At 60.7% G+C, this 21,472-nt stretch carries 18 protein-coding genes; 5 read left to right on the forward strand and 13 right to left on the reverse strand.

All coding sequences use genetic code 11. The features are described from left to right. Nucleotides 1–25 precede the first annotated feature (25 nt). Entirely contained in the window at nucleotides 26–532 is a 507-nt protein-coding gene (gene rloA2 / locus JZ00_RS06575) for a retropepsin-like aspartic peptidase RloA2 (RefSeq protein WP_039590658.1), read from the reverse strand. A gap of 174 nt (nucleotides 533–706) precedes the next feature. Here rloA2 and JZ00_RS06580 point away from each other — a divergent pair, with 174 nt between their 5' ends. Continuing rightward, the gene (locus JZ00_RS06580; protein ID WP_039590657.1) at nucleotides 707–1,594 is read left to right on the forward strand and encodes an acyltransferase; all 888 of its coding nucleotides are present in this window, start codon (nucleotides 707–709) and stop codon (nucleotides 1,592–1,594) included. Here the strand turns inward: JZ00_RS06580 and JZ00_RS06585 are convergent, their stop codons facing one another. Continuing rightward, a complete protein-coding gene (locus tag JZ00_RS06585) occupies nucleotides 1,595–2,164 on the reverse strand; it encodes a DUF2780 domain-containing protein (protein ID WP_039590656.1) in 570 nt (189 codons plus the stop codon). A gap of 171 nt (nucleotides 2,165–2,335) precedes the next feature. Here JZ00_RS06585 and JZ00_RS06590 point away from each other — a divergent pair, with 171 nt between their 5' ends. Next, nucleotides 2,336–2,911, forward strand: a complete 576-nt coding sequence (locus JZ00_RS06590) for a hypothetical protein (RefSeq protein ID WP_039590655.1) — start codon at nucleotides 2,336–2,338, stop codon at nucleotides 2,909–2,911. Between the two features lie 334 nt (nucleotides 2,912–3,245). Next, nucleotides 3,246–4,571 carry an NHL repeat-containing protein gene (locus JZ00_RS06595; RefSeq protein ID WP_082112051.1) on the forward strand — a complete coding sequence of 442 codons (1,326 nt, stop codon included), beginning with the start codon at nucleotides 3,246–3,248 and terminating at the stop codon, nucleotides 4,569–4,571. A gap of 134 nt (nucleotides 4,572–4,705) precedes the next feature. Here JZ00_RS06595 and fdhA read toward each other — a convergent pair whose 3' ends face one another. From fdhA to JZ00_RS06635, 8 genes are all read right to left on the reverse strand, one after another. After that, the gene (fdhA, locus tag JZ00_RS06600) at nucleotides 4,706–5,905 is read right to left on the reverse strand and encodes a formaldehyde dehydrogenase, glutathione-independent (RefSeq protein ID WP_039590652.1); all 1,200 of its coding nucleotides are present in this window, start codon (nucleotides 5,903–5,905) and stop codon (nucleotides 4,706–4,708) included. Between the two features lie 154 nt (nucleotides 5,906–6,059). Continuing rightward, nucleotides 6,060–6,917, reverse strand: a complete 858-nt coding sequence (gene purU / locus JZ00_RS06605) for a formyltetrahydrofolate deformylase (protein WP_039590651.1) — start codon at nucleotides 6,915–6,917, stop codon at nucleotides 6,060–6,062. A 94-nt stretch (nucleotides 6,918–7,011) separates the two neighbouring features. Continuing rightward, nucleotides 7,012–7,644 carry a sarcosine oxidase subunit gamma gene (locus JZ00_RS06610; RefSeq protein WP_039590650.1) on the reverse strand — a complete coding sequence of 211 codons (633 nt, stop codon included), beginning with the start codon at nucleotides 7,642–7,644 and terminating at the stop codon, nucleotides 7,012–7,014. A gap of 59 nt (nucleotides 7,645–7,703) precedes the next feature. Then, on the reverse strand, nucleotides 7,704–10,721 hold the full coding sequence (locus tag JZ00_RS06615) for a sarcosine oxidase subunit alpha (protein ID WP_039590648.1): 3,018 nt from the start codon (nucleotides 10,719–10,721) through the stop codon (nucleotides 7,704–7,706). Next, the gene (locus JZ00_RS06620) at nucleotides 10,718–11,047 is read right to left on the reverse strand and encodes a sarcosine oxidase subunit delta (protein WP_039590645.1); all 330 of its coding nucleotides are present in this window, start codon (nucleotides 11,045–11,047) and stop codon (nucleotides 10,718–10,720) included. The genes JZ00_RS06615 and JZ00_RS06620 overlap by 4 nt, the downstream gene beginning before the upstream one ends. 14 nt (nucleotides 11,048–11,061) lie before the next feature. After that, entirely contained in the window at nucleotides 11,062–12,312 is a 1,251-nt protein-coding gene (locus JZ00_RS06625) for a sarcosine oxidase subunit beta (RefSeq protein ID WP_030139293.1), read from the reverse strand. Between the two features lie 22 nt (nucleotides 12,313–12,334). Beyond that, on the reverse strand, nucleotides 12,335–13,588 hold the full coding sequence (glyA, locus tag JZ00_RS06630; RefSeq protein ID WP_030139294.1) for a serine hydroxymethyltransferase: 1,254 nt from the start codon (nucleotides 13,586–13,588) through the stop codon (nucleotides 12,335–12,337). Nucleotides 13,589–13,894: 306 nt separating this feature from the next. Then, entirely contained in the window at nucleotides 13,895–14,599 is a 705-nt protein-coding gene (locus JZ00_RS06635) for a TraX family protein (protein WP_082112052.1), read from the reverse strand. A gap of 195 nt (nucleotides 14,600–14,794) precedes the next feature. Between JZ00_RS06635 and JZ00_RS06640 the strand changes: the two genes are divergently transcribed. Continuing rightward, nucleotides 14,795–15,835 (forward strand): threonine aldolase family protein, encoded by a 1,041-nt coding sequence (locus JZ00_RS06640; protein ID WP_039590636.1) that lies wholly within the window; start codon nucleotides 14,795–14,797, stop codon nucleotides 15,833–15,835. A gap of 133 nt (nucleotides 15,836–15,968) precedes the next feature. Here the strand turns inward: JZ00_RS06640 and gbcB are convergent, their stop codons facing one another. Continuing rightward, nucleotides 15,969–17,069: a glycine-betaine demethylase subunit GbcB gene (gene gbcB / locus JZ00_RS06645; protein ID WP_039590878.1), complete on the reverse strand. Its 1,101-nt coding sequence runs from the start codon at nucleotides 17,067–17,069 to the stop codon at nucleotides 15,969–15,971. A gap of 283 nt (nucleotides 17,070–17,352) precedes the next feature. On the opposite strand from gbcB, the gene gbcA reads away from it, so the two are divergent. Beyond that, complete coding sequence (gene gbcA, locus JZ00_RS06650; RefSeq protein ID WP_039590635.1) at nucleotides 17,353–18,648, forward strand: glycine-betaine demethylase subunit GbcA; 1,296 nt, start codon at nucleotides 17,353–17,355, stop codon at nucleotides 18,646–18,648. Nucleotides 18,649–18,728: 80 nt separating this feature from the next. Here gbcA and JZ00_RS06655 read toward each other — a convergent pair whose 3' ends face one another. Both JZ00_RS06655 and JZ00_RS06660 read right to left on the reverse strand, forming a co-directional pair. Next, nucleotides 18,729–20,039: a PI-PLC domain-containing protein gene (locus tag JZ00_RS06655; protein ID WP_052742288.1), complete on the reverse strand. Its 1,311-nt coding sequence runs from the start codon at nucleotides 20,037–20,039 to the stop codon at nucleotides 18,729–18,731. A 182-nt stretch (nucleotides 20,040–20,221) separates the two neighbouring features. Continuing rightward, nucleotides 20,222–21,469: a metallophosphoesterase gene (locus JZ00_RS06660; RefSeq protein WP_039590632.1), complete on the reverse strand. Its 1,248-nt coding sequence runs from the start codon at nucleotides 21,467–21,469 to the stop codon at nucleotides 20,222–20,224. Nucleotides 21,470–21,472 lie beyond the last annotated feature (3 nt).

The raw sequence follows: 21,472 nt of genomic DNA on the forward strand, positions 1-21,472 counted from the left end.
CCTCGGGGCGCGTCAATCGCGCAAATCAACAGTTCGGTTTATCTGCCGTAAACCGCCGCGCCGGGTTCACCGCTGCCTTGAACTCGCGCAAGGCCTTGGCGCCGATCAGCAGCGGGTAGTTGAAACTGCTGCGGTCGGTCAGGTTGACCTCCACGGTGCGCTTGACGTTACCCAGGCACATTTCCAGCTCCACCACCGGACGCTTGCTGGGCGCGATCTTTTCATCGTCGTCCTCGTCCTCTTCGGAACGGGTCTTGATCTTGCTGATGCGGGCGATCTTATGCTCGTAGATCTTGTTGCTCGCGTCTTTGGTCGCTAGGCGGAACCGCACCCAATCATCGCCGTCACGGGTAAACGTTTCGATGTCCTTGGCCGACAGCGAAGCGGTCAGCGCACCCGTATCCATTTTCGCCTTGAGCACTTCGCCGCCCATTTCCGGCAGCGCGATGTATTCATAGCGCCCGTACAGCGTGGGTTCGGCGGCCAACACCGGAAAGGCCACCAGGGAAAGCAGGGCTAGAACGGATTTCATGTAGGAAGCTTCCATTGTGGGAGTGGGATTTTAGACCGTGGCCGGTGAATTCGTTCGGTTAGTTTCGATAGCAATGCCTAAGAGTAAATTCAGCGAAACTTTCGTCCACGCCGATTTGGCCTGTCGCTCGAAGCTGCTTATCATGGCCCGCCCACCCGTTTTCAAGAGTCATCTATGCGCCGCCTGCTCACCGGCTGTCTCGTCACCCTGTTGCTGTTGCTCAACACCCTGGTGCTGTTCGGGCCGCTCATGGTGTTCGCATTGCTCAAGCTGATCCTGCCCGGACGCTTTCGCGACTATGCCTCACGGGCGGTCATGTGGATCGCCGAAACGTGGGCTGAGATCGACAAACTGATCTTTGCCCTGTGCATCCCCACTCGCTGGGACATTCGCGGTGGCGAAGGCCTGCGCGGCGACACCTCCTACCTGGTGATCAGCAATCACCAATCCTGGGTGGACATCCCCGCCCTCGTCCAGGCACTCAACCGACGCACGCCATTCTTCAAGTTTTTCCTCAAGAAAGAACTGATCTGGGTGCCCTTCCTGGGGCTGGCCTGGTGGGCCTTGGATTATCCCTTCATGAAGCGCTACACCAAAGCGTTCCTGGCGAAGAACCCGGAGTTGGCCGGCAAAGACCTGGAAATTACCAAGGCCGCTTGCGAGTTGTTCAAGCGCCAGCCGGTCACCGTGGTGAATTATCTCGAAGGCACCCGTTACACGCAGGCCAAAAGCCAGGCGCAGCAGTCGCCCTTCACTCACTTGCTCAAGCCCAAGGCCGGTGGCGTGGCGTTCGTGCTGGCGGCGATGGGCGAGCAATTGGACGCGGTGCTCGACGTCACGGTGGTCTATCCGCAGGAACGGATCCCCGGCTTCTGGGATTTGATCAGCGGCGCCGTGCCCAGGGTCATCATCGACATCCAGACCCGCGAACTGGACCCGACGCTATGGCAGGGCGACTATGAAAACGATCCGGTGTTTCGCCAGCATGTCCAGGACTGGGTCAACCAGCTCTGGGCCGAGAAGGACCAGCGCATCGCGACGTTGCGCAAAGAGCCCGAGTGATCAGATCCCGGCACCGCTTCCCCAGATGCCACCCAGGTTTTGCAGCAATGAACTGGCCACGCCCTGCTGACCGAGGTACTGCAAGATAATCGGCGCGAATTGGCCAATCATGCCGCTGTCCATGCCCAGCGCGCCGAAGGCGCTGTTCAGGTCGTTGGTGTCCTTGACGTTGCCCAGCAGCCCATCGAGCAAGGCATTTTTGCCCGACGCGTCGCCCAGCAAGCCACCCAATCCGTTGAGCCCGCCGATGGCGCTGTTGCCGGCGATCTGATCCAGCCCCGGCACGCTTTTGCTCAGTTCGGAGAACTGCGGCTCGCTGAGGCGGTTCCTTGCCAGCCCCAGCATCGCGCCGGCACCGCCAATGGCTTGCTCCGGGGTGATATCGAGCTCAGAGCCCAGGGAATTGAGCAGCCCGGCAGCTTCCGGCGCAGCGGCCACGGCGCCCTCCTGCTGATCGCCCTGCAGGGCCGACAACACGTTGGCCGCGTCACCGAGGCTGAACTGCGCGAAGGCCTGGCTGGCTGCCACTGACAACAGGCAAGACAGTGCAAAACCGCAAAAAACCTTCATCCAGACATTTCCTCTTGCCATGAAAAAGCCGCCCGGCAGTTGGACGGCTCATAGTGCAGCGTTGGACTGGAGTGGCAGGGGTTTGTTCAACGAGCCCCCGCGTCGCGTGGGGCCCCTGCCATCAACGTCACGGTTACCGTAAAGTGCCAAATCCTCCAGCAGAGCATGTCTATGAACGTACAAATCAGTGGCGGCGCCCTCGCGGTTATCCTGACAGGCATGCTCATCGCCTTCGGCGTCACCGAATGCCAGCGTGGCCCCTTGAATCCGGAACTCGCCGACAATCTCAGCGAGGCGGAAAAAACCTGGCTGACCATTGAGCATCGCATCAAGCGAACCGACCCCGCCCTCACCGAAGTGATTCGCGGCCAACAGTCACTGACCCTGCTCTACCGCCCAGAATCGGCCACGGAAGCGTCTGACCCGTGGGTCGATCGCATGCTGCGGGTGGTGGGCCATGGCCTGGCCGCTCTCAACGGCGCGCCCGGTGGCAAGGAATACACGCAAATCACGGTCAAGGCACGGATGCTCGTCGATGATGACGTGGAACTGGCCTACGACATGCCAGGCTTCGAGGCCATCAAGACGCAACAGGGCGGCTACGTGGACTTTGCCAGCACGCCACGCAGCATGACATTCAGCCGCGAGGCCTTGACCCAGGCCCAGGATTATTGCCGGGGTCCGAGCGGCCATGGGTTTTATCCAGCGTTCTGCGAGCGGATCAAAATGGCAACGGCACGTCAATAATCACCCATAAGCTTAATGTTTATAAGCGGCGCCCCAACCACGCAATTAAATACATGCAACGCCCATACAAATATAAACGCCTCTCACACATTCCACGACATCAACCGAACATTTAAACGAACATATTGTTTATAGGCTAGCGACCACACTTCACGAAAGTCCTACATTGAAAGCCACGACAAAATAACATCGACACAATTACAAACATTTCTATTATCTCGTCAAATAACGGCAGCCGCGATGAATGCTACGCTCCCTCATCTAACACCGACCAGAGCGGCTCGCGAAAACCAATGGCAGTTGCTCTTAACTTTTCTGTTGGGACTTAATAACCATGACAACGATGACTATCGACGCCAACCATGGGACAACGCCTCGCGCAGGAGAACTTGACCCCGAGTTCAATGGCGGAAATCTTCTCGAACTTCTAGGGGTCTCCGCCAATAATGTGGCGATCGGCCCCAACAACAATATTTATATAGCCGGAGCGACAAAAAAAATATTGGAGGAAGGCGACAGTGGCTTCGACCTTGACTATTGCATATCGGTTTTCACCCCTGACGGCACACCCGGCTCGTTCTACAACAACAGCAATATTATTCAAGGCGCTTACGCTTCAAATTTCCCAAGCGAGGCCTTCCGCATTTTCGTATCGCCGGACGGAAAGATCCTGACACTCGGGGCGGTATTGATTGATCGCGACAGCAATAAAATGCAATTCGGCCTGTCCCGCCACCTTCCAAATGGTGAGCTTGACTCTTCATTCGGCCATAAAGGCCACTCGGTTCTATCTTTTAAATTCGATCAGTTGCAGCTGGGACTGGCTAATCGCATAACAACCTCAAAAGATGGCGCCCCCAGCTATTTGAAACCCACGTTAGACGAAATATCATTATGCGTGCACGACAGCCGCATCTATATTGCGGGCAGAGCGATCAGGCCAAATTCCACACTAGGTCTTACACTGCTCATGTGTCTTGATGAGAGTGGAAACCTCGCAATGGATTTTGGCGATGGCGGGGCTGTCGTAATTGAATCGCCCGCAAAAATTGAAACGGTGCTAGCGAAGTTATTGGTAACCAATGAGCGCCTATATCTGGCGGGTTCCCTGGACGGTGTTCCGGCTTGGGCTCGCTTGCATTTGGACGGTCGCCTCGACACGAGTTTTGGCTCAGGCGGTTTCCTCCTGGGTTCCGTAGGCCCAGGCGTCATATACGCCACGGCTATTCACGGCAACTCCAAACTTCTCGGTGCCGGTTACAACGTACCCGATGGCCCTCCAGGTGGCATGCTGACAAGCATCGACAAGGACGGCGCAAAGGATACGGACTTCAATAATGGCGAACCCATCCTTCAACCCATAGAGCCAGACTTCAGATGGCGGGACTGCGCAATTGATCAGCGCGGGCATATCGTCGCCTGTGGCGAAACTGTACACATTCTAGATACGGGCACGAAATTGGTTTTCGGCCGCTACCTGCCAAATGGAACTTTGGATCTCAGCTTCGGGAATGGAGGCTTGTCACATTTTCACAAAAAGTGGCTCCTTACCAACCCAGCCATAGCTATACAGACGGACAACGCCATCGTTGTTGTAGCGATCAGTTTTGCAGACTTGAACTCACCCCCCGTGCACATCGTGTTTCGGCTGAAGGGATAATCCTCGCCGGCTCCGTATGAGGCGAGAGACCCAATATCCCGTAGACAGAAACGCTACTACCTTGCTGGGTTACCTTACTGAAACTAAAAAGGGCGACATCACTGTCGCCCTTCTTCCGTCCAGCCCTTTACCGCTTACGCCGCACTGAACAACTTATGCGGATCAATCACAAACTTCTTCGGCACGCCCGCGTCGAACTCGCCGTAACCCTTCGGCGCATCATCCAGGCTGATCACCTGCACACCGACGATTTCAGCAATGTTGATACGGTCCCACATGATCGCCTGCATCAGCTGGCGGTTGTACTTCATCACCGGGGTTTGGCCGGTGTGGAAGCTGTGGGATTTGGCCCAGCCCAGGCCGAAGCGGATGCTCAGGCTGCCCATTTTGGCTGCCGCATCGACGGCACCCGGGTCTTCGGTGACGTAAAGGCCGGGGATGCCGATCTTGCCGGCGACACGAACCACGCCCATCAACGAGTTGAGCACGGTGGCCGGGGCTTCGTGCTTGACGCCGTCGTGGCCATGGCCGCGGGCTTCGAAGCCTACCGCATCGACGGCGCAGTCGACTTCAGGCTCGCCCAGTAAGGCGGCGATCTGTTCGTGCAACGGCGTGTCCTGGGACAGGTCGGCAATTTCGAAACCCTGGGCCTTGGCGTGGGCCAGGCGAACCGGGTTGACGTCACCGATGATCACGACTGCCGCGCCCAGCAGGCGAGCGGAAGCAGCAGCGGCCAGGCCAACCGGGCCGGCACCGGCGATGTAGACAGTGCTGCCAGGGCCAACGCCGGCGGTGACGGCGCCATGGTAGCCGGTGGGCAGGATGTCGGACAGGCAGGTCAGGTCGCGGATTTTCTCCATGGCCTTGTCGCGGTCCGGCAGTTTCAGCAGGTTGAAATCGGCGTACGGCACCAATACGTATTCGGCTTGGCCGCCGGTCCAGTCGCCCATGTCCACATAACCATAGGCACCGCCGGCACGGGCCGGGTTGACGGTCAGGCAGACGCCGGTGTGCATTTCCTTGCAGGAACGGCAGCGCCCGCAAGCCACGTTGAACGGCACCGACACCAGGTCGCCGATCTTCAGGTTCTCGACATCGCTGCCCTTCTCGATCACTTCACCGGTGATTTCGTGACCCAGGACCAGGCCTGTCTGGGCGGTGGTGCGGCCGCGCACCATGTGTTGGTCGGAGCCGCAGATGTTGGTGGAGACTACGCGCAGGATGACGCCGTGCTCGATCTTCCTGCCGCGCGGGTCCTGCATTTTGGGATAGTCGATTTTCTGTACTTCGACCTTGCCGTTGCCGAGATACACGACACCACGATTACCGGACATGCTTTCACCTCGCTGTTGTTTTTATGAAACTGCGCCGCCCAGGCAGGCAGCGCGTTGATTGCTCGGGTTAGTGCTTGTGGCTTGTCTGTTTTTTGTCTCTCAGGGCCTCTTGGCGAGCCTGCTCGCGAATGGGCTGCGAAGCGGCCCTGGAAATTTAAAGAACGACCGTGCGATTGGCGTTCAAGAACACCCTTCGCTCAATGTGATACCCCACCGCCCGCGCCAACGTGAGCCCTTCGATGTCCCGGCCCTTGGCAATCAGGTCTTCGGGATAGTGGCTGTGGTCCACCACTTCCACGCCCTGGGCGATGATCGGGCCTTCGTCCAGGTCGTTGTTGATGTAGTGCGCCGTGGCGCCCACCAGTTTCACGCCTTTGTTATAGGCCTGGTGATACGGCTTGGCGCCCTTGAAACCCGGCAGGAGGGAGTGATGGATGTTGATCGCCTTGCCATCGAGCTTGCGGCACAGTTCCGGCGACAGCACTTGCATGTAGCGCGCAAGGATCACCAGCTCGGCGCCGGTGTCTTCGATCACCTGCCACACCTGCCGCTCCTGGGCCGGCTTGTCGTTCGGGTCCAGGGGAAAATGGTAGTAGGGAATCTGGTGCCAGTCGGCCAGCGGCTTGAGGTCCGGATGGTTCGAGACCACGGCCACCACATCCATGGAGAGTTGGCCGATGCGCTGGCGGTAGAGCAGATCGTTCAGGCAGTGATCGGCCTTGGAGACCATGATCACCACTTTGGGTCGGTAGTTGGGTGGCGTCAGTTCGAAGACCATGCCGAAGGCTTGCGCCCGCTCAGCCAGGCCCGCGCGAAAATTCTGCTCGTCAAAACCGTCGGGTTGGCGAAACTCCACGCGAATGAAGAAGCGCGCCGAGAGCCGGTCGTCGAACGAGTGATGCTCGGTGACGTAGCAGCCCTGCTCGAATAGAAAGCGGGTCACCGCGTCCACCGTGCCGAGCACGCTGGGGCAGTCGGCAGTCAGGATCCATGTGTCTGGGGCGCGGCTCATTGCGGTGACTCCTGTTCGAATTTAACGAAGCGACACAAAACCCCGTGGCGAGGGAGCTTGCTCCCTCGCCACATCAGCATTCCAAGGCCAAGAATCAGGCTTGCACGCTCAACCCATACTCCGCCGCCGCATCCTGCAGCCACAGCCACCAGTAATCGGAGAAGCTGCGGCGGATCACCAGTTCCCAGGTGTCTTCGGCAGTGTGGCGGATCACCAGTTGCGACTTGGCGAACACCGTGCCCACCGCCTTGCCCACCGGGAAGTTGCTTGGGTGGACATCGTAGCTGGTGGATTTCATCAGCACGTCGCGCACGTTCGGGCCGGACAGTTCGAGTATCTGCTGGCCGCCGCTGACGTTGACGATCTGGATGTGCAGGTCGCCCAGGGCTTCACGCAGCTTCTGCTCGGCGGCGAACTCTTCGCCGGTGGGGACTACCAACAGCCATTCATCCGGGCCGAGCCATTGCAGGCTGGTTTCGCCCTTGATGACGACGGTCAGGGCACCTGGCAATTCCAGGCCCAGGGCCTTGTGCACACCGGCGGCGAACGCCGGGTCGTGGCCGTCGCCCCGAAGGGTCAGGTGGCCCAGGAGTTTTTTCTCGCGCACGGTCACACCGGCATTCTTGCGACCCTTGCCCACCAGGCTGGCGAGGTCGGCATGATGCAGCGACGACTCGGCCTTGGCCCCGGTGGTTGGGCGTTGTTGGTACACGTTGACTGCGGTCATATGGAGCACCCGTTCCGTAGATTGATCGTTCCCACGCTCTGCGTGGGAACGATCAGGTATCAAATATTCTGCCGATCGCCTTTCGGATCGAAGAACACCGAAGAAACAATCTCTGCCTCGATCACGCTGCCGTCGGCCAATGGCGCGAACACCCGCTCGCCGAGGCGCTTGAGGCCGCCCTTGACCACGCCCATCGCAAACGAATAACCCAGGGAATTATGCGCATAGCTGGAGGTGACGTGGCCGACCATCGACATCGGGATCGCCTGCTTCGGGTTGAACACCAATTGCGCGCCTTCCGGCAGCCAGACATTCGGGTCGATCGGCTTGAGGCCCACCAGTTGCTTGCGGTCTTCACGCACGCAATCTTCGCGATTCATGCCGCGCCAGCCGATCCACGAGAACGGCTTGGTCCGGCCGACGCACCAGCCCATGTTCAGGTCGTCCGGGGTCATCGAGCCGTCGGTATCCTGCCCGACGATGATGAAGCCCTTCTCGGCCCGCAATACGTGCATGGTCTCGGTGCCGTACGGGGTCAGGTTGTACTTCTTGCCGGCCTCGACGATCTGCTCGAGCACGCCCATGGCGTAGTCGGCCTGCACGTTGATTTCGTACGACAGCTCACCGGTGAACGAGATCCGGAACACCCGGGCCGGCACGCCGCCCACCAGGCCTTCCTTCCAGGTCATGAACGGGAACGCGTCCTTGTCCAGGTCGATGTCGGTGACGTCGCCGAGCAGCTTGCGGCTGTTGGGGCCCGACAGGGTCATGGTCGCCCAGTGGTCGGTGACCGAGGTGAAGTACACCTTCAGGTCCGGCCATTCGGTCTGGTGATAGATCTCCAGCCATTGCAGTACGCGCGCCGCGCCGCCGGTGGTGGTGGTCATCAGGAAGTGGTTGTCCGCCAGACAGGCTGTCACGCCGTCGTCGAAGACCATGCCGTCTTCCTTGCACATCAGGCCGTAGCGGGCCTTGCCCACGTCCAGCTTGGTCCAGGCGTTGGTGTAGACGCGGTTGAGGAACTCGCGGGCATCCGGACCCTGGATGTCGATCTTGCCCAGGGTCGAGGCGTCGAGCAGGCCGACGCTGTCACGCACGGCCTTGCATTCGCGCTTGACCGCGGCATGCATATCTTCGCCGTTCTTCGGAAAGTACCAAGGGCGCTTCCACTGGCCGACGTCTTCGAACTCGGCACCGTTTTTCACATGCCAGGCATGCAGCGCGGTGAAACGCACCGGCTCGAAGATGTGCCCACAGTGCCGACCCGCCACCGCGCCGAAAGTCACCGGCGTGTAGTTCGGACGGAACATGGTGGTGCCCATCTGCGGGATGCTCACGTTCAGCGAGCGGGCCGCAATGGCCAGGCCGTTGACGTTGCCCAGCTTGCCCTGGTCGGTGCCGAAGCCCAGTGCGGTGTAGCGCTTGACGTGTTCCACCGACTCGAAGCCTTCGCGGGTGGCGAGTTCGATGGCGGCGGCAGTGACGTCGTTCTGCAGGTCGACGAATTGCTTCGGCGCCCGTGCGGTGGCTTTTTCATGAGGCACCTGGAACAGCGCCAGGGTCGGCTCTTCGTGACGGCTCAGGGCTTTGGGCAATACGCCCTCCACCGCTTTGAAGCCGGCTTCGCTGGCCGCGCGCACGCCGCCTTCAAAGCCGTCGGCCAAGCTATCGCCGAGGCTGTAGACGCCGTTCACACCACCGACGCAGACACGTTTTTGCGGTGCTTCGCCCGGTACGAAACCGAGGATGTCTTCACGCCAGATCGGCTTGCCACCCAAGTGCGAAGCCAGGTGGACCACCGGGCTGTAGCCGCCGGAGCTGGCCACCAGGTCGCAGTCCAGCCATTCGCCGGGGCTGGTGACTTTGTGGGCGCGGACGTCGATCGCGGCAACCCGTGCCCCGGTCACGCGCTTGCTGCCACGGGCCTCGATGACGGCGCTGCCGGTGAGGATCCGGATGCCCTTGGCGCGCGCTTCTTCCACCAGCGCGCCACGTGGGTTGCTGCGCGCGTCGGCGACGGCGACCACTTGCAGGCCGGCATCGAACCAGTCCAGAGCGACACGATAGGCGTGGTCGTTGTTGGTGCTCAGCAGCAGTTTCTTGCCCGGTGCCACGCCGTAGCGGCGGATGTAGGTGGACACGGCGCCGGCCAGCATGTTGCCCGGCACGTCGTTGTTGCCGTAGACCAGCGGACGCTCGCAGGCGCCGGTCGCCAGGACCACGCGCTTGGCGCGGACGCGGTTGATGCGCTGGCGAACCTGGCCGATCGGTGCGCGGTCGCCGAGGTGGTCGGTGAGGCGCTCATGGATGGTCAGGAAGTTATGATCGTGGTAACCGTTCACCGTAGCGCGAGGCAGCAATACCACTTCGGGCATCGAGCGCAGTTCAGCCACCGCGGCAGCGACCCATTCGGTCGCCGGCTTGCCGTCCAGGCTTTCACGGGAGTCGAGCAGGCTGCCGCCGAACTCTTCCTGCTCATCGGCCAGGATCACTCGGGCACCGCTGCGGCCGGCAGCCAACGCGGCGGCCAGGCCGGACGGGCCAGCGCCGACGATCAGCACGTCGCAGTGACGGTTCATGTAGTCGTAGGTGTCCGGATCGTTCTCGGTCGGCGAGCGACCCAGGCCTGCGGCCTTGCGGATGTACTTCTCGTAGGTCATCCAGAACGATTGCGGGTACATGAAGGTTTTGTAGTAGAAGCCCGGCGGCATCAGCTTGCCGCCGACCTTGCCGAGAATCCCCATCATGTCGTTGTTCACGTTCGGCCAGCCGTTGGTGCTGGTGGCGACCAAACCCTGGTACAGCGCCTGTTGCGTGGCGCGCACGTTCGGGATCTGCGTGGCTTCGGTGGCGCCGATCTGCAGCACCGCGTTCGGCTCTTCGGCGCCGGCGGCGAAGATGCCACGCGGACGGGAATACTTGAAGCTGCGACCGATGATGTCGACACCGTTGGCCAGCAGCGCAGCGGCCAGGGAATCGCCTTCGAAGCCTTTGTAGGTCTGGCCGTTGAAGGTGAATGTCAGCACTTTGTTGCGGTCGATCCGTCCGCCGTTGGACAGGCGATTGATCTGGCTCATACCTTCTCTCCCAGAGCCTGTGCAGCCGCTTTCGGACTGTCAGCCTTGTCGGTGAACTGCGGCTTTTCGCCGATCTTGTAGGTTTCGAGAATCTCGTAGGTCACGGTGTCACGGGTCGCGTTGAAATACTGGCGGCAACCGGCGACGTGGTCCCACAGCTCATGGTGCAAGCCGCGTGGGTTGTCACGGAAGAACATGTAGTCGCCCCACTCCTCGTCGGTGCAGGCGTTCGGATCCAGCGGACGCGGGATGTGCGCCTGGCCGGATGCATGGAATTCCTCTTCGGAGCGCAGTTCGCCGCAGTGAGGACAGAAGATGTGCAACATAGGGATTTCTCCTGTTAGTGGGCGACGGCAGCAGCGCCGTGTTCGTCGATCAGTGCGCCGTTGTGGAAACGGTCGATGGAAAACGGCGCGGCCAGTGGGTGCATTTCACCCTTGGCCAGGCTTGCAGCGAAGACGTTGCCCGAGCCCGGGGTGGCCTTGAAGCCGCCGGTGCCCCAACCGCAGTTGAAGAACATGTTCGGCACCGGGGTCTTGGAGATGATCGGGCAGGCGTCCGGCGTGGTGTCGACGATGCCGCCCCACTGGCGGTTCATGCGCACGCGGGACAACACCGGGAACATCTCGACGATGGCCTGGATGGTGTGCTCGATCACCGGGTACGAACCCCGCTGGCCGTAGCCGTTGTAGCCGTCGATACCGGCGCCGATCACCAGGTCGCCCTTGTCGGACTGGCTGATGTAGCCGTGCACGGCGTTGGACATGATCACGCTGTCGATAATCGGCTTGATCGGCTCGGACACCAACGCTTGCAACGGGTGGGATTCGACCGGCAGGCGGAAGCCCGCGAGCTTGGCCATGTGCCCGGAGTTACCGGCGGTGACCACGCCGACGCGCTTGGCGCCGATGAAGCCCTTGTTGGTTTCGACTCCGATGCACACGCCGTTTTCCTTGCGGAAGCCGATCACTTCGGTCTGCTGGATCAGGTCCACGCCCAACGCGTCCGCCGCCCGGGCAAAGCCCCAGGCCACGGCATCGTGACGGGCCACGCCGCCGCGACGCTGGACGGTGGCGCCCATCACCGGGTAGCGGGTGTTTTTCGAGCAATCCAGGTACGGGATCTCGTCGGCGACTTGCTTGGCGTTGAGCAGCTCGCCGTCCACGCCGTTGAGGCGGTTGGCGCTGACACGGCGCTCGGAATCACGGATGTCCTGCAGGGTATGGCACAGGTTGTAAACGCCGCGCTGGGAAAACATCACGTTGTAGTTCAGGTCCTGGGACAGGCCTTCCCAGAGTTTCATCGCGTGTTCGTACAGGTGGGCCGATTCGTCCCACAGGTAGTTGGAGCGCACGATGGTGGTGTTGCGCGCGGTGTTACCGCCGCCCAACCAGCCCTTCTCGACCACGGCTACGTTGGTGATGCCGTGTTCCTTGGCCAGGTAGTAGGCGGTCGCCAGGCCATGCCCGCCACCGCCGACGATGACCACGTCGTAGACCTTTTTCGGGGTCGGCGTGCGCCACATCCGCTGCCAGTTTTCATGATGGCTGAGTGAGTGTTTGAAGAGGCCGAAGCCCGAATAGCGTTGCATAGTCATTTACTCCAAAACCGACTCAGCGATAAACCGGGAAGTCCGCGCAAAGGGCCGCCACTTGTTGCGCGACATTGGCCTCGACATCGGCATCGCCGAGGTTGTCGAGAATGTCGCAGATCCAGCCGGCCAGCGTGACGCATTGGGTAACCTTGAAACCACGCGTGGTCACCGCCGGGGTGCCGATGCGCAGGCCCGAGGTCACGAACGGCGACTGCGGGTCGTTCGGCACGGCGTTCTTGTTGACGGTAATGTGGGCGCGACCTAGCGCAGCATCGGCGTCCTTGCCGGTCAGGCCCTGGCGAATCAGGCTGACCAGGAACAGGTGGTTGTCGGTGCCACCGGACACTACATCGTAGCCACGCTTGATGAACACGCCAGCCATGGCCTGGGCGTTATCGATCACTTGCTGCTGGTAAGCCTTGAAGCCAGGCTCCGCCGCTTCCTTGAAGCACACGGCCTTGCCGGCGATCACGTGCATCAGCGGGCCGCCCTGGGCGCCGGGGAATACTGCGGCGTTGAGCTTCTTCTCGATTTCTTCGTTGGCCTTGGCCAGGATCAGGCCGCCACGTGGACCGCGCAGGGTTTTGTGAGTGGTAGTGGTCACCACGTCGGCGTACGGCAGCGGGTTCGGGTACAGGCCGGCGGCGACCAGGCCGGCGACGTGGGCCATGTCGACGAACAGCAGCGCACCGACCTTGTCGGCGATCTGGCGGAAGCGTGGGAAATCCAGGGTCTTGGAGTAGGCGGAGAAACCGGCGACGATCATCTTCGGCTTGCACTCGACCGCCAGGCGCTCGACTTCGTCGTAGTCGATCAGGCCGGTGGTGGTGTCGATGCCGTATTGCACCGCGTTGTAGAGCTTGCCCGAGGACGAGACTTTGGCACCGTGGGTCAGGTGACCGCCGTGGGCCAGGCTCATGCCCAGGATGGTGTCGCCGGCTTGCAGCAAGGCCAGGTACACGGCGCTGTTGGCCGACGAACCGGAGTGCGGCTGGACGTTGGCGTAATCAGCGCCGAACAGTTGCTTGGCGCGCTCGATGGCCAGGGCTTCGACCTTGTCGACGTGCTCGCAACCACCGTAGTAGCGCTTGCCCGGATAGCCTTCGGCGTATTTGTTGGTCAAGCCGCTGCCCTGGGCCTGCATCACACGCTTGCTGGTGTAGTTCTCCGACGCGATCAGTTCGATGTGATCTTCCTGGCGTTGCTCCTCGGCATTCATCGCCGCCAGCAGTGCATCATCGTAGCCTTGGATTTGGTCTTGCTTGCTGAACATCGCGTCTCTCCCAGCGGCGGCGGTGCGCCTTTCGTCTCGGTGAGGCACGGACCGTTTCGGTCGTGCCCTTTGGATGCGATGGTATGGCCGGCGCAGGCAGGTCAAATGCCTATGGACGCCACGCAAAGGTGCGTTTACGACATGCGCTCAAATGGAATGGAGCACCGGCACTGTGGCGAGGGAGCTTGCTCCCGCTGGAGGGCGAAGCCCTCCCAAAAAGGCCCACGCAGATCTGCCTGATAAACAAGATGTCAGGTCTTGGGGCTACTTCGCAGCCCAGCGGGAGCAAGCTCCCTCGCCACGGGGTTAAGCCATTGCTTGGCGAACCGCGAGCAAGGCCAGGAAATGCGCGGGATAAAGGCCATACGCCCAGCGCCGCATCGGCAATGGATGAAAACGACTGGCATGTCGCAAGAGCATCAGCCCCAGCCATGGCGCAATCAGGCAAGCCACCAGCCCCCAAATCGCCACCGCATCCCCCAGCCATGCCGCGCCATACAAGACCCGCCATTGATTGGCCGCCACGCAGACCAATCCCGGCAGCAACGCGAAATACCAGGGCCGGCGAAACACCAGCAACATCGCCACCGGCAGCAGCACGCCGTAGAAGCCGAACATCAGCCGCGACGAAAACAGCGCTGCCAGCAGCAACGCCGTTGCGGCCAGGCATCGCGCCTCCAGCGTGGGCGTCTGCCAACAGCGCGCCACCAATAACCCAAGCATCAACGTTGGCATGACATTCAAGGTGGCGGGGTCGGGAATGAACAAGCGATAGGGAATTTCACTGACGGCACTGAACAGCAACAGCCAGCCCAGGTAGCGCCACGGGCTGCTGCTGGCATCGTTGCGCGCCAGGTTCGCCGCGATCGCCAGGCAGAACCACGCAAACGCCAACCGCCCCGGCACATACAACCAATCGGCGGAAAAACCGACATATCGCAGATGATCAAGGATCATCGACAACAGTGCCAGCCACTTGAGCAGGTCCAGCGCGCCATCACGTCGCCCCATGTTTATATCGACTCAATGACAAGGTCTTTTCCTGACAGAAACATCCCTTATGTTCCCCCATCAATCTTGGGTAAAGTGCGCACCAGAATCGTTCACGGCGTTGTGGACCCAAGCACGCCGAACCATGGAACCCCTCATCCGGGGAATTCCGCCAGGGATCTCTTACCCAGGACTCTCTATTCAAGGAGCAAGGCCATGACCGACAAGAGTCAACAATTCGCCAGCGACAATTATTCCGGCATTTGCCCCGAAGCCTGGGCGGCCATGGAAGAAGCCAACCAGGGGCACCAGCGCGCCTATGGCGATGACGATTGGACTCATCGCGCGGCAGATGGCTTTCGAGAGCTATTTAAAACCGACTGCGAAGTGTTCTTCGCGTTCAATGGCACGGCGGCCAACTCCCTGGCCCTGTCGTCGCTGTGCCAGAGTTACCACAGCGTGATCTGCTCGGAAACCGCCCACGTCGAAACAGACGAATGCGGCGCGCCGGAGTTTTTCTCCAACGGCTCCAAACTGCTGGTGGCTCGCACTGAAAACGGCAAGCTGACCCCCGAGTCGATCCGCGAGGTTGCCCTCAAGCGCCAGGACATTCACTACCCCAAGCCCCGCGTCGTCACCCTGACCCAGGCCACCGAAGTCGGCAGCGTCTATACGCCGGAAGAAATCCGTGCCATCAGCGTTACCTGCAAGGAGCTGGGGCTGAACCTGCATATGGACGGCGCGCGTTTCTCAAACGCCTGTGCCTTCCTCGGCTGCAGCCCGGCCGACCTGACCTGGAAAGCCGGCGTGGACGTGTTGTGCTTTGGCGGCACGAAAAACGGCATGGCGGTGGGTGAAGCGATCCTGTTCTTCAACCACGACCTGGCCGAAGACTTCGACTACCGCTGCAAACAGGCCGGGCAACTGGCGTCGAAAATGCGCTTCCTGTCCGCGCCCTGGGTCGGCTTGTTGCAAAACGACGCCTGGCTCAAGCACGCCCGCCATGCCAACCACTGCGCGCAATTGCTCGCCGAGCTGGTCAGCGACATTCCCGGCGTGGAACTGATGTTCCCAGTCCAGGCCAACGGCGTGTTCCTGCAACTGTCGGAACCGGCCATCGCCGCGCTGACTGCCAAGGGCTGGCGCTTCTACACCTTCATCGGCAAGGGCGGCGCACGCTTCATGTGCTCGTGGGACACCGAAGAAGCGCGAGTGCGGGAATTGGCGGCGGATATTCGGGAAGTGATGGCGGGCTAAGTAGAAACACACTCAAGACCGGGCCGGGACACCTGTGGCGAGGGGATTTATCCTTTCGCCACGGGTAAATCCCCGTAGGCACGAGTAAATCCCTCCAGGCACAGAGGGATTTACACCTGCCTGAGCGAGCAAATCAGAAATCGATCCGCACGTCCCCCTTCGGCACGCTGCAGCACGACAGGATGTATCCCTCAGCCTCGTCGTCTTCAGTGATCCCGCCGTTGTGCTCCATCTCCACTTCCCCGCCCAGCTTCAAGACCTTGCAGGTGCCGCAGATGCCCATGCCGCAGGCCTTGGGAATCATCATGCCGAGCTTGGCGGCGGCGGCGTGGACGGTTTCTCCCGGCCCCACGCGAATGCTCTTGCCCGATGAGGTGAATTCCACCATGTGCAGGTCCGCCGCGTCGATTTCAGGGGCGTCGGCCGCTTGTTCGGCCTGTTCCACGGCGTCGGCACGGGCTTCCGGTGGCGTGGCGCCGAAGGATTCCTCGTGATAACGCTTCATGTCGTAGCCGGCCGCTTCCAGCAGGCGCTTGACGGCGGTCATGTACGGGGTCGGACCGCAGCAGAACACTTCGCGCTCCAGGAAGTCGGGCACCATCAGTTCCAGCATCTTGTGGTTCAGATAACCGCGATACCCGGCCCACGGCTCGCCCAGGCCATGCTTTTCGCAGATCAGGTGCAAGCTGAAATTGTCGATCCGCGAAGCCATGTGCTCCAGCTCGCGGTGGTAGATGATGTCCTTGGGCGAGCGGGCGCTGTGGATGAAAGTCATGTCGACATTGGCGTTGGTGTCGTAGAACCAGCGCGCCATGGACATGCACGGCGTAATGCCCACGCCGCCACTGAGGTAGAGCACTTTCGGGCTCGGGAAATCGATGGCGTTGAACAGCCCCACCGGCCCGTGCACCGCCAGTTCCTGGCCTTCGTGCAGGGTGTCGTGCAACCAGTTGGAGACCTTGCCCCCGGGCACGCGCTTGATCGTTACGGAGAAACTGTAGGGCACGGACGGCGAGCTGGAGATGGTGTAGGAACGCATGATCGGCTGGCCTTCGATTTCCAGCTCCAGGGTGACAAACTGCCCAGGCTTGAAAAAGAACATGATCGGCTGGTCGGCCATGAAGCAAAAGGTGCGCACATCCCAGGTTTCCTGGATGACTTTGACGCAACGCACGATATGTCGGCCATTGGCCCAGGTCTGGGTCGTGACCGGGTTCAGGAAATTATTGGACATGCTGATCTCCACGGCCGACTGCCGGCCTTCATGAGGGCGATTGTGCGCAGGCGCCTGCGCCGCCATTTACCTATCTGCGACATTCACATACTTATCGCGACCAGCCCCCAACTACCGGGGCTTGCGCGTCGGGAACAGATTGGGCCATGTCGCCCATGGATAAGGTTGCGCCCCTGCGCGGCCCCACACTCGCCCCCACAGACAAACAGATTTTTTGCCTTGCGTAGCACAACCGATCAGCCACTTTTTTGATGGTCACGTAGAGGACCATGAGGACAAAACGATGGACGTCACCACTACCCTGAGCCTGGGCGATCCGCTGGAACCCGCACGCAAGGCCACCGCGCAGATGCTCCAAGAGCGCGAACGCACCTTTTCGCTGCCGCAACCGTTCTACAGTGATGAACGCCTGTTTGATATCGACATGCAGGAAATCTTCCAGAAGGAATGGTTGATCGCCGGCATGACCTGCGAAATCCCGGCCAAGGGCAACTACCTGACGCTGCAGGTCGGCAAGAACCCGATCATTGTGATCCGCGGTGCCGAAGGCGTGGTGCATGCATTCCATAACGTCTGCCGTCATCGCGGTTCGCGGCTGTGCACCAGCGACAAGGGCAAGGTCGCCAAGCTGGTCTGCCACTACCACCAGTGGACCTACGAGCTGGACGGTCGCCTGCTGTTCGCCGGCACCGAAATGGGCGCCGACTTCGACATGAAGCAGTACGGCCTCAAGCCGGTGAACGTGAAAACCGCTGGCGGCTACATCTTCATCAGCCTGGCCGAGAACCCGCCGGCCATCGATGACTTCCTGTCGACGCTGAACCATTACATGGAACCGTACGACATGGAGAACACCAAGGTGGCGGTGCAAACCACCTTGATGGAAAAGGCCAACTGGAAACTGGTGCTGGAAAACAACCGCGAGTGCTACCACTGCAACGCCTCGCACCCCGAATTGCTCAAGACCCTGCTGGAATGGGACGACGTCACCGACCCGCGCGCCGACCAGGCGTTCAAGGACCACGTGGCCGCCTCCGCCGCCGCCTGGGAAGCCGAGAAGATCCCTTACGCCCACGCCAGTTTCGGCCTGCGCAACCGTATCGTGCGCATGCCGCTGCTCAAGGGCACCGTGTCGATGACCATGGACGGCAAGCAGGGCTGCGCCAAGCTGATGGGCCGCATCAAGAACCCGGACCTGGGCTCGATGCGTATCCTGCACCTGCCGCACTCGTGGAACCACTGCATGGGCGACCACATCATCGTGTTCACCGTGTGGCCGATCAGCGCCCAGGAAACCATGGTTACCACCAAGTGGCTGGTGCACAAGGACGCGGTCGAAGGCGTCGACTACGACGTGGCCCGCATGCGCGAAGTCTGGGACGCCACCAACGACCAGGACCGTCGCCTGGCCGAAGAAAACCAGCGCGGCATCAACTCCACCGCCTACCAGCCGGGCCCGTACTCCAAGACCTATGAGTTCGGCGTGGTGAACTTCGTGGATTGGTACAGCGAGCGCATGCTCAACAACCTCGGAGCAGAACCGGCGCCTTACCTCAAGGGCGTTCCGGTACAAGGCTGAGCAGTCCATTGACGAACCCCGCAGACATCCTTGGATGCTGCGGGGTTTTGCTTTTTCCACTCGCTCAAGATGCAAGATTTCTACTGCATGTCATTCGCGTCGGAATCCAACGGCGTCTCGCCGATGACAATGCGGGAAATCTTGCCATCCAGGCCGTTCTCACGAACATAAACCAGCCTGAAATCGGCGTTATCCTCGTTGCGCTCGAACGTGCTGACCGTTATCGCTTCGTCGAGGCCGATATCGCGCTTGATATCGATGACGGCATAGTCATCCGTGATGCTACCGCTAGGCGAGTCATAGACCATCACACGCGTGCCCGCAGAAATGCCGCGTAACTTCATCGACCGCGCTTCATCATTCTCACAACCGCGCGCGGGCAATCTCAGGGACTGGCTTTGGCCTGCGGGAATGACGCAGGTGGTGTCCCCGACCGGACTGGCCTGATTCGCTTCATAAAAATAGAACCCGCCCTGAGTCAATGCAGCGGCATAGGAGAAGGCATCACCGGCCTGGTTGAAGTTGATCGCCAGGAAATTCGGCGCGGTACGCTTGCCCATCGCGACTGCGCAATGATTGTCCACGCGTCGCTCAAGCCAGGTCAGGTTGTTGTCCAAGGCCGCTGCGTGGTCCGCAGTCGCCCCCCAGGTGTGGAACTGATTCATCACGAACAGCCTCGGCCAATGACCAAATCCGGACGCCCATACGTGCGCGTCGTACTGTTCCCAACGCGATGGGCAGCTCCACTCGTGCTCCAGAACCGTGATGCCCAAGTCCCAGTAATTCTGGTTTTCCCACTGCTTGTCACGCAGCAGATGGAGGGTCTTGCCATCGATCTCATACGCTCCCGCGCTCCGGTCAGTCAGGATGACCAGGCGCCTGCCGCTGGCGATTATCTGGGCCAGCGTTGGCCAGGTGGGGTCTTCGGCGTAAGGACTTGGGTCGAACACCCAGTCCGCCAAGCCAGGTACACGGCTAAGCGCGTCTTGCAGGTTGATCCGGTCGACGTAGTTTTCCAGCAACAGGGTGACCACAACCTCCGGACTGCTGCGAAGGAACGGCAGGAACACGTCGTTCAATACGTCGACAAGCATCCGGTCATTACGCACATCGCAGCGCCCCGTCTCGCCTGCGTGGCAGAGGTAGACATCAGCCTCTCCCGACAGATTGCCGGGGTGCAGGTCCAGCATGAAGCCGCGCACGCCTCGCTCCAGTTGTGTGCGCATGTCGTCCACGTAACCGTTGTGTGCGGTCACCCAGGTGTATTGGTTGAAGGGTTTGCCGAGGTCATCGATGCCCGGCGCGGTTTCCCCCGCAAAAGCCGCGGACGCGGTCATCAACAGGGCGCCCGGAAGGCCCCACAGCTTTGGGATTTTCTTGAAAACAGACATTTTATCTTCCGTGAATGAACCGCCCTCCTCATGAGGACGGGAACCGTATTAACCGGAAGATAAAACGAGGCGTACAGCTCCAATCCATTTCTCGATATAAAAAAGCTCCCACAACGGATCTGCGACGCACCGAAGATTCCTTGTGGGAGCCTGCTCGCGAAGACGGTTTCACCTTTATCCAATCAACTCGAAGAAGACCACCTCACCGACCCATCCTCCCCATAGAACGTCTCGACAATCGCCTCCCCTTTCAGCGCCACCTTCACATACCCGTTCAGCACCCGCTCCGGATAAGCCTCGTCGCCCGCCAACTGGGTTTCCGACCACAACACCCGGGCATGTCCGTTCAACTCGCTCGTGGTGCCATAGGGAATCGCCCCATGCCCGGCGCAGCGCGCGTGCAAACCGCCTTGCGGCGCATAGCAGATGCCATTGTGCAAATGCCCCCAATACCAGTAATCCGGCTCACGCCCCAGGGCATCGCACACTGGTTGGTAAAGCGCGGTCTTGTGGTGCCCGGATATATCGAAGCCCTGATGATGGCTGAGGACCATGAGTTTCTTGCGCTTGGGCAGGGTTTTCATCCACTCGATCTGTTGGGTGTTGAGGGTGCCGTCCATGTACAGGTTCATCGCGTCCGAGGCGTACGCGCTGTCGAGGCCGACCACCAACCAGTCATCGTTGTACAAGGCGAAATAGCTGGTGCCCTGTTGCACCGGAAAACGCGCCGCCAGTTCCTTGAAATAGCCATGGGCGCCGCTGTACATCTCATGGTTGGAATTGAGGGTAAACGAACCGTGCTTGCCCTGCGGCCAGCCGGCCATGTCGACGTCCTCCTGGGAATGCGTGCCGGCGTAATAGACATCGCCCAGGTGAATGGTGAAATCCGCCTGGGCCAGTTGCATCTGGTTGGCGACGGCCACAGCGGGCGCATGGCTGTCGAACGGCCCGGTGCCCCAGTCGCCGGCGATGGCCAGCACCACGTCGTTGTCCATTTTCACCAGCGCCGGGTTCGTGGCGAACGGCGCATGGTGGCGCAGGTTTTCGATCCACTTGAGCAGCGCCTCGCTCCACAGCAGGTCCAGCAGTTCCCATTTGCGGCAGCCCAGTAACGTACCGTCCTTGAGCACGCGGGTCGGCAATTCTTCTTCTTTTTGCGGCAGGGGCGTGGCGTTGCCGATCTTGAGGATCGACAAGCCGTGGGCCAACTCCCACGGCACCGCCGGCTCGTCGTCAGGCAGATCCCCGTGATCGATAACGTGCCGGGCCTGGTCGTGGCCTCGTTGCAGCAGCTTGACGATGGCCTGGAACTCCTCGGGCTCCAGGTCGTTGACGAGTTTTTTCCAGGACATTTCCAGCCGCGTCACCAACCCGTGCAGGCGGACCTTGACCTTGTCGAACTCATGCTCCCAATGGTGCAGTAATGACATGTG

The organism is Pseudomonas frederiksbergensis, from assembly GCF_000802155.2.
Lineage (GTDB): Bacteria > Pseudomonadota > Gammaproteobacteria > Pseudomonadales > Pseudomonadaceae > Aquipseudomonas > Aquipseudomonas frederiksbergensis_A.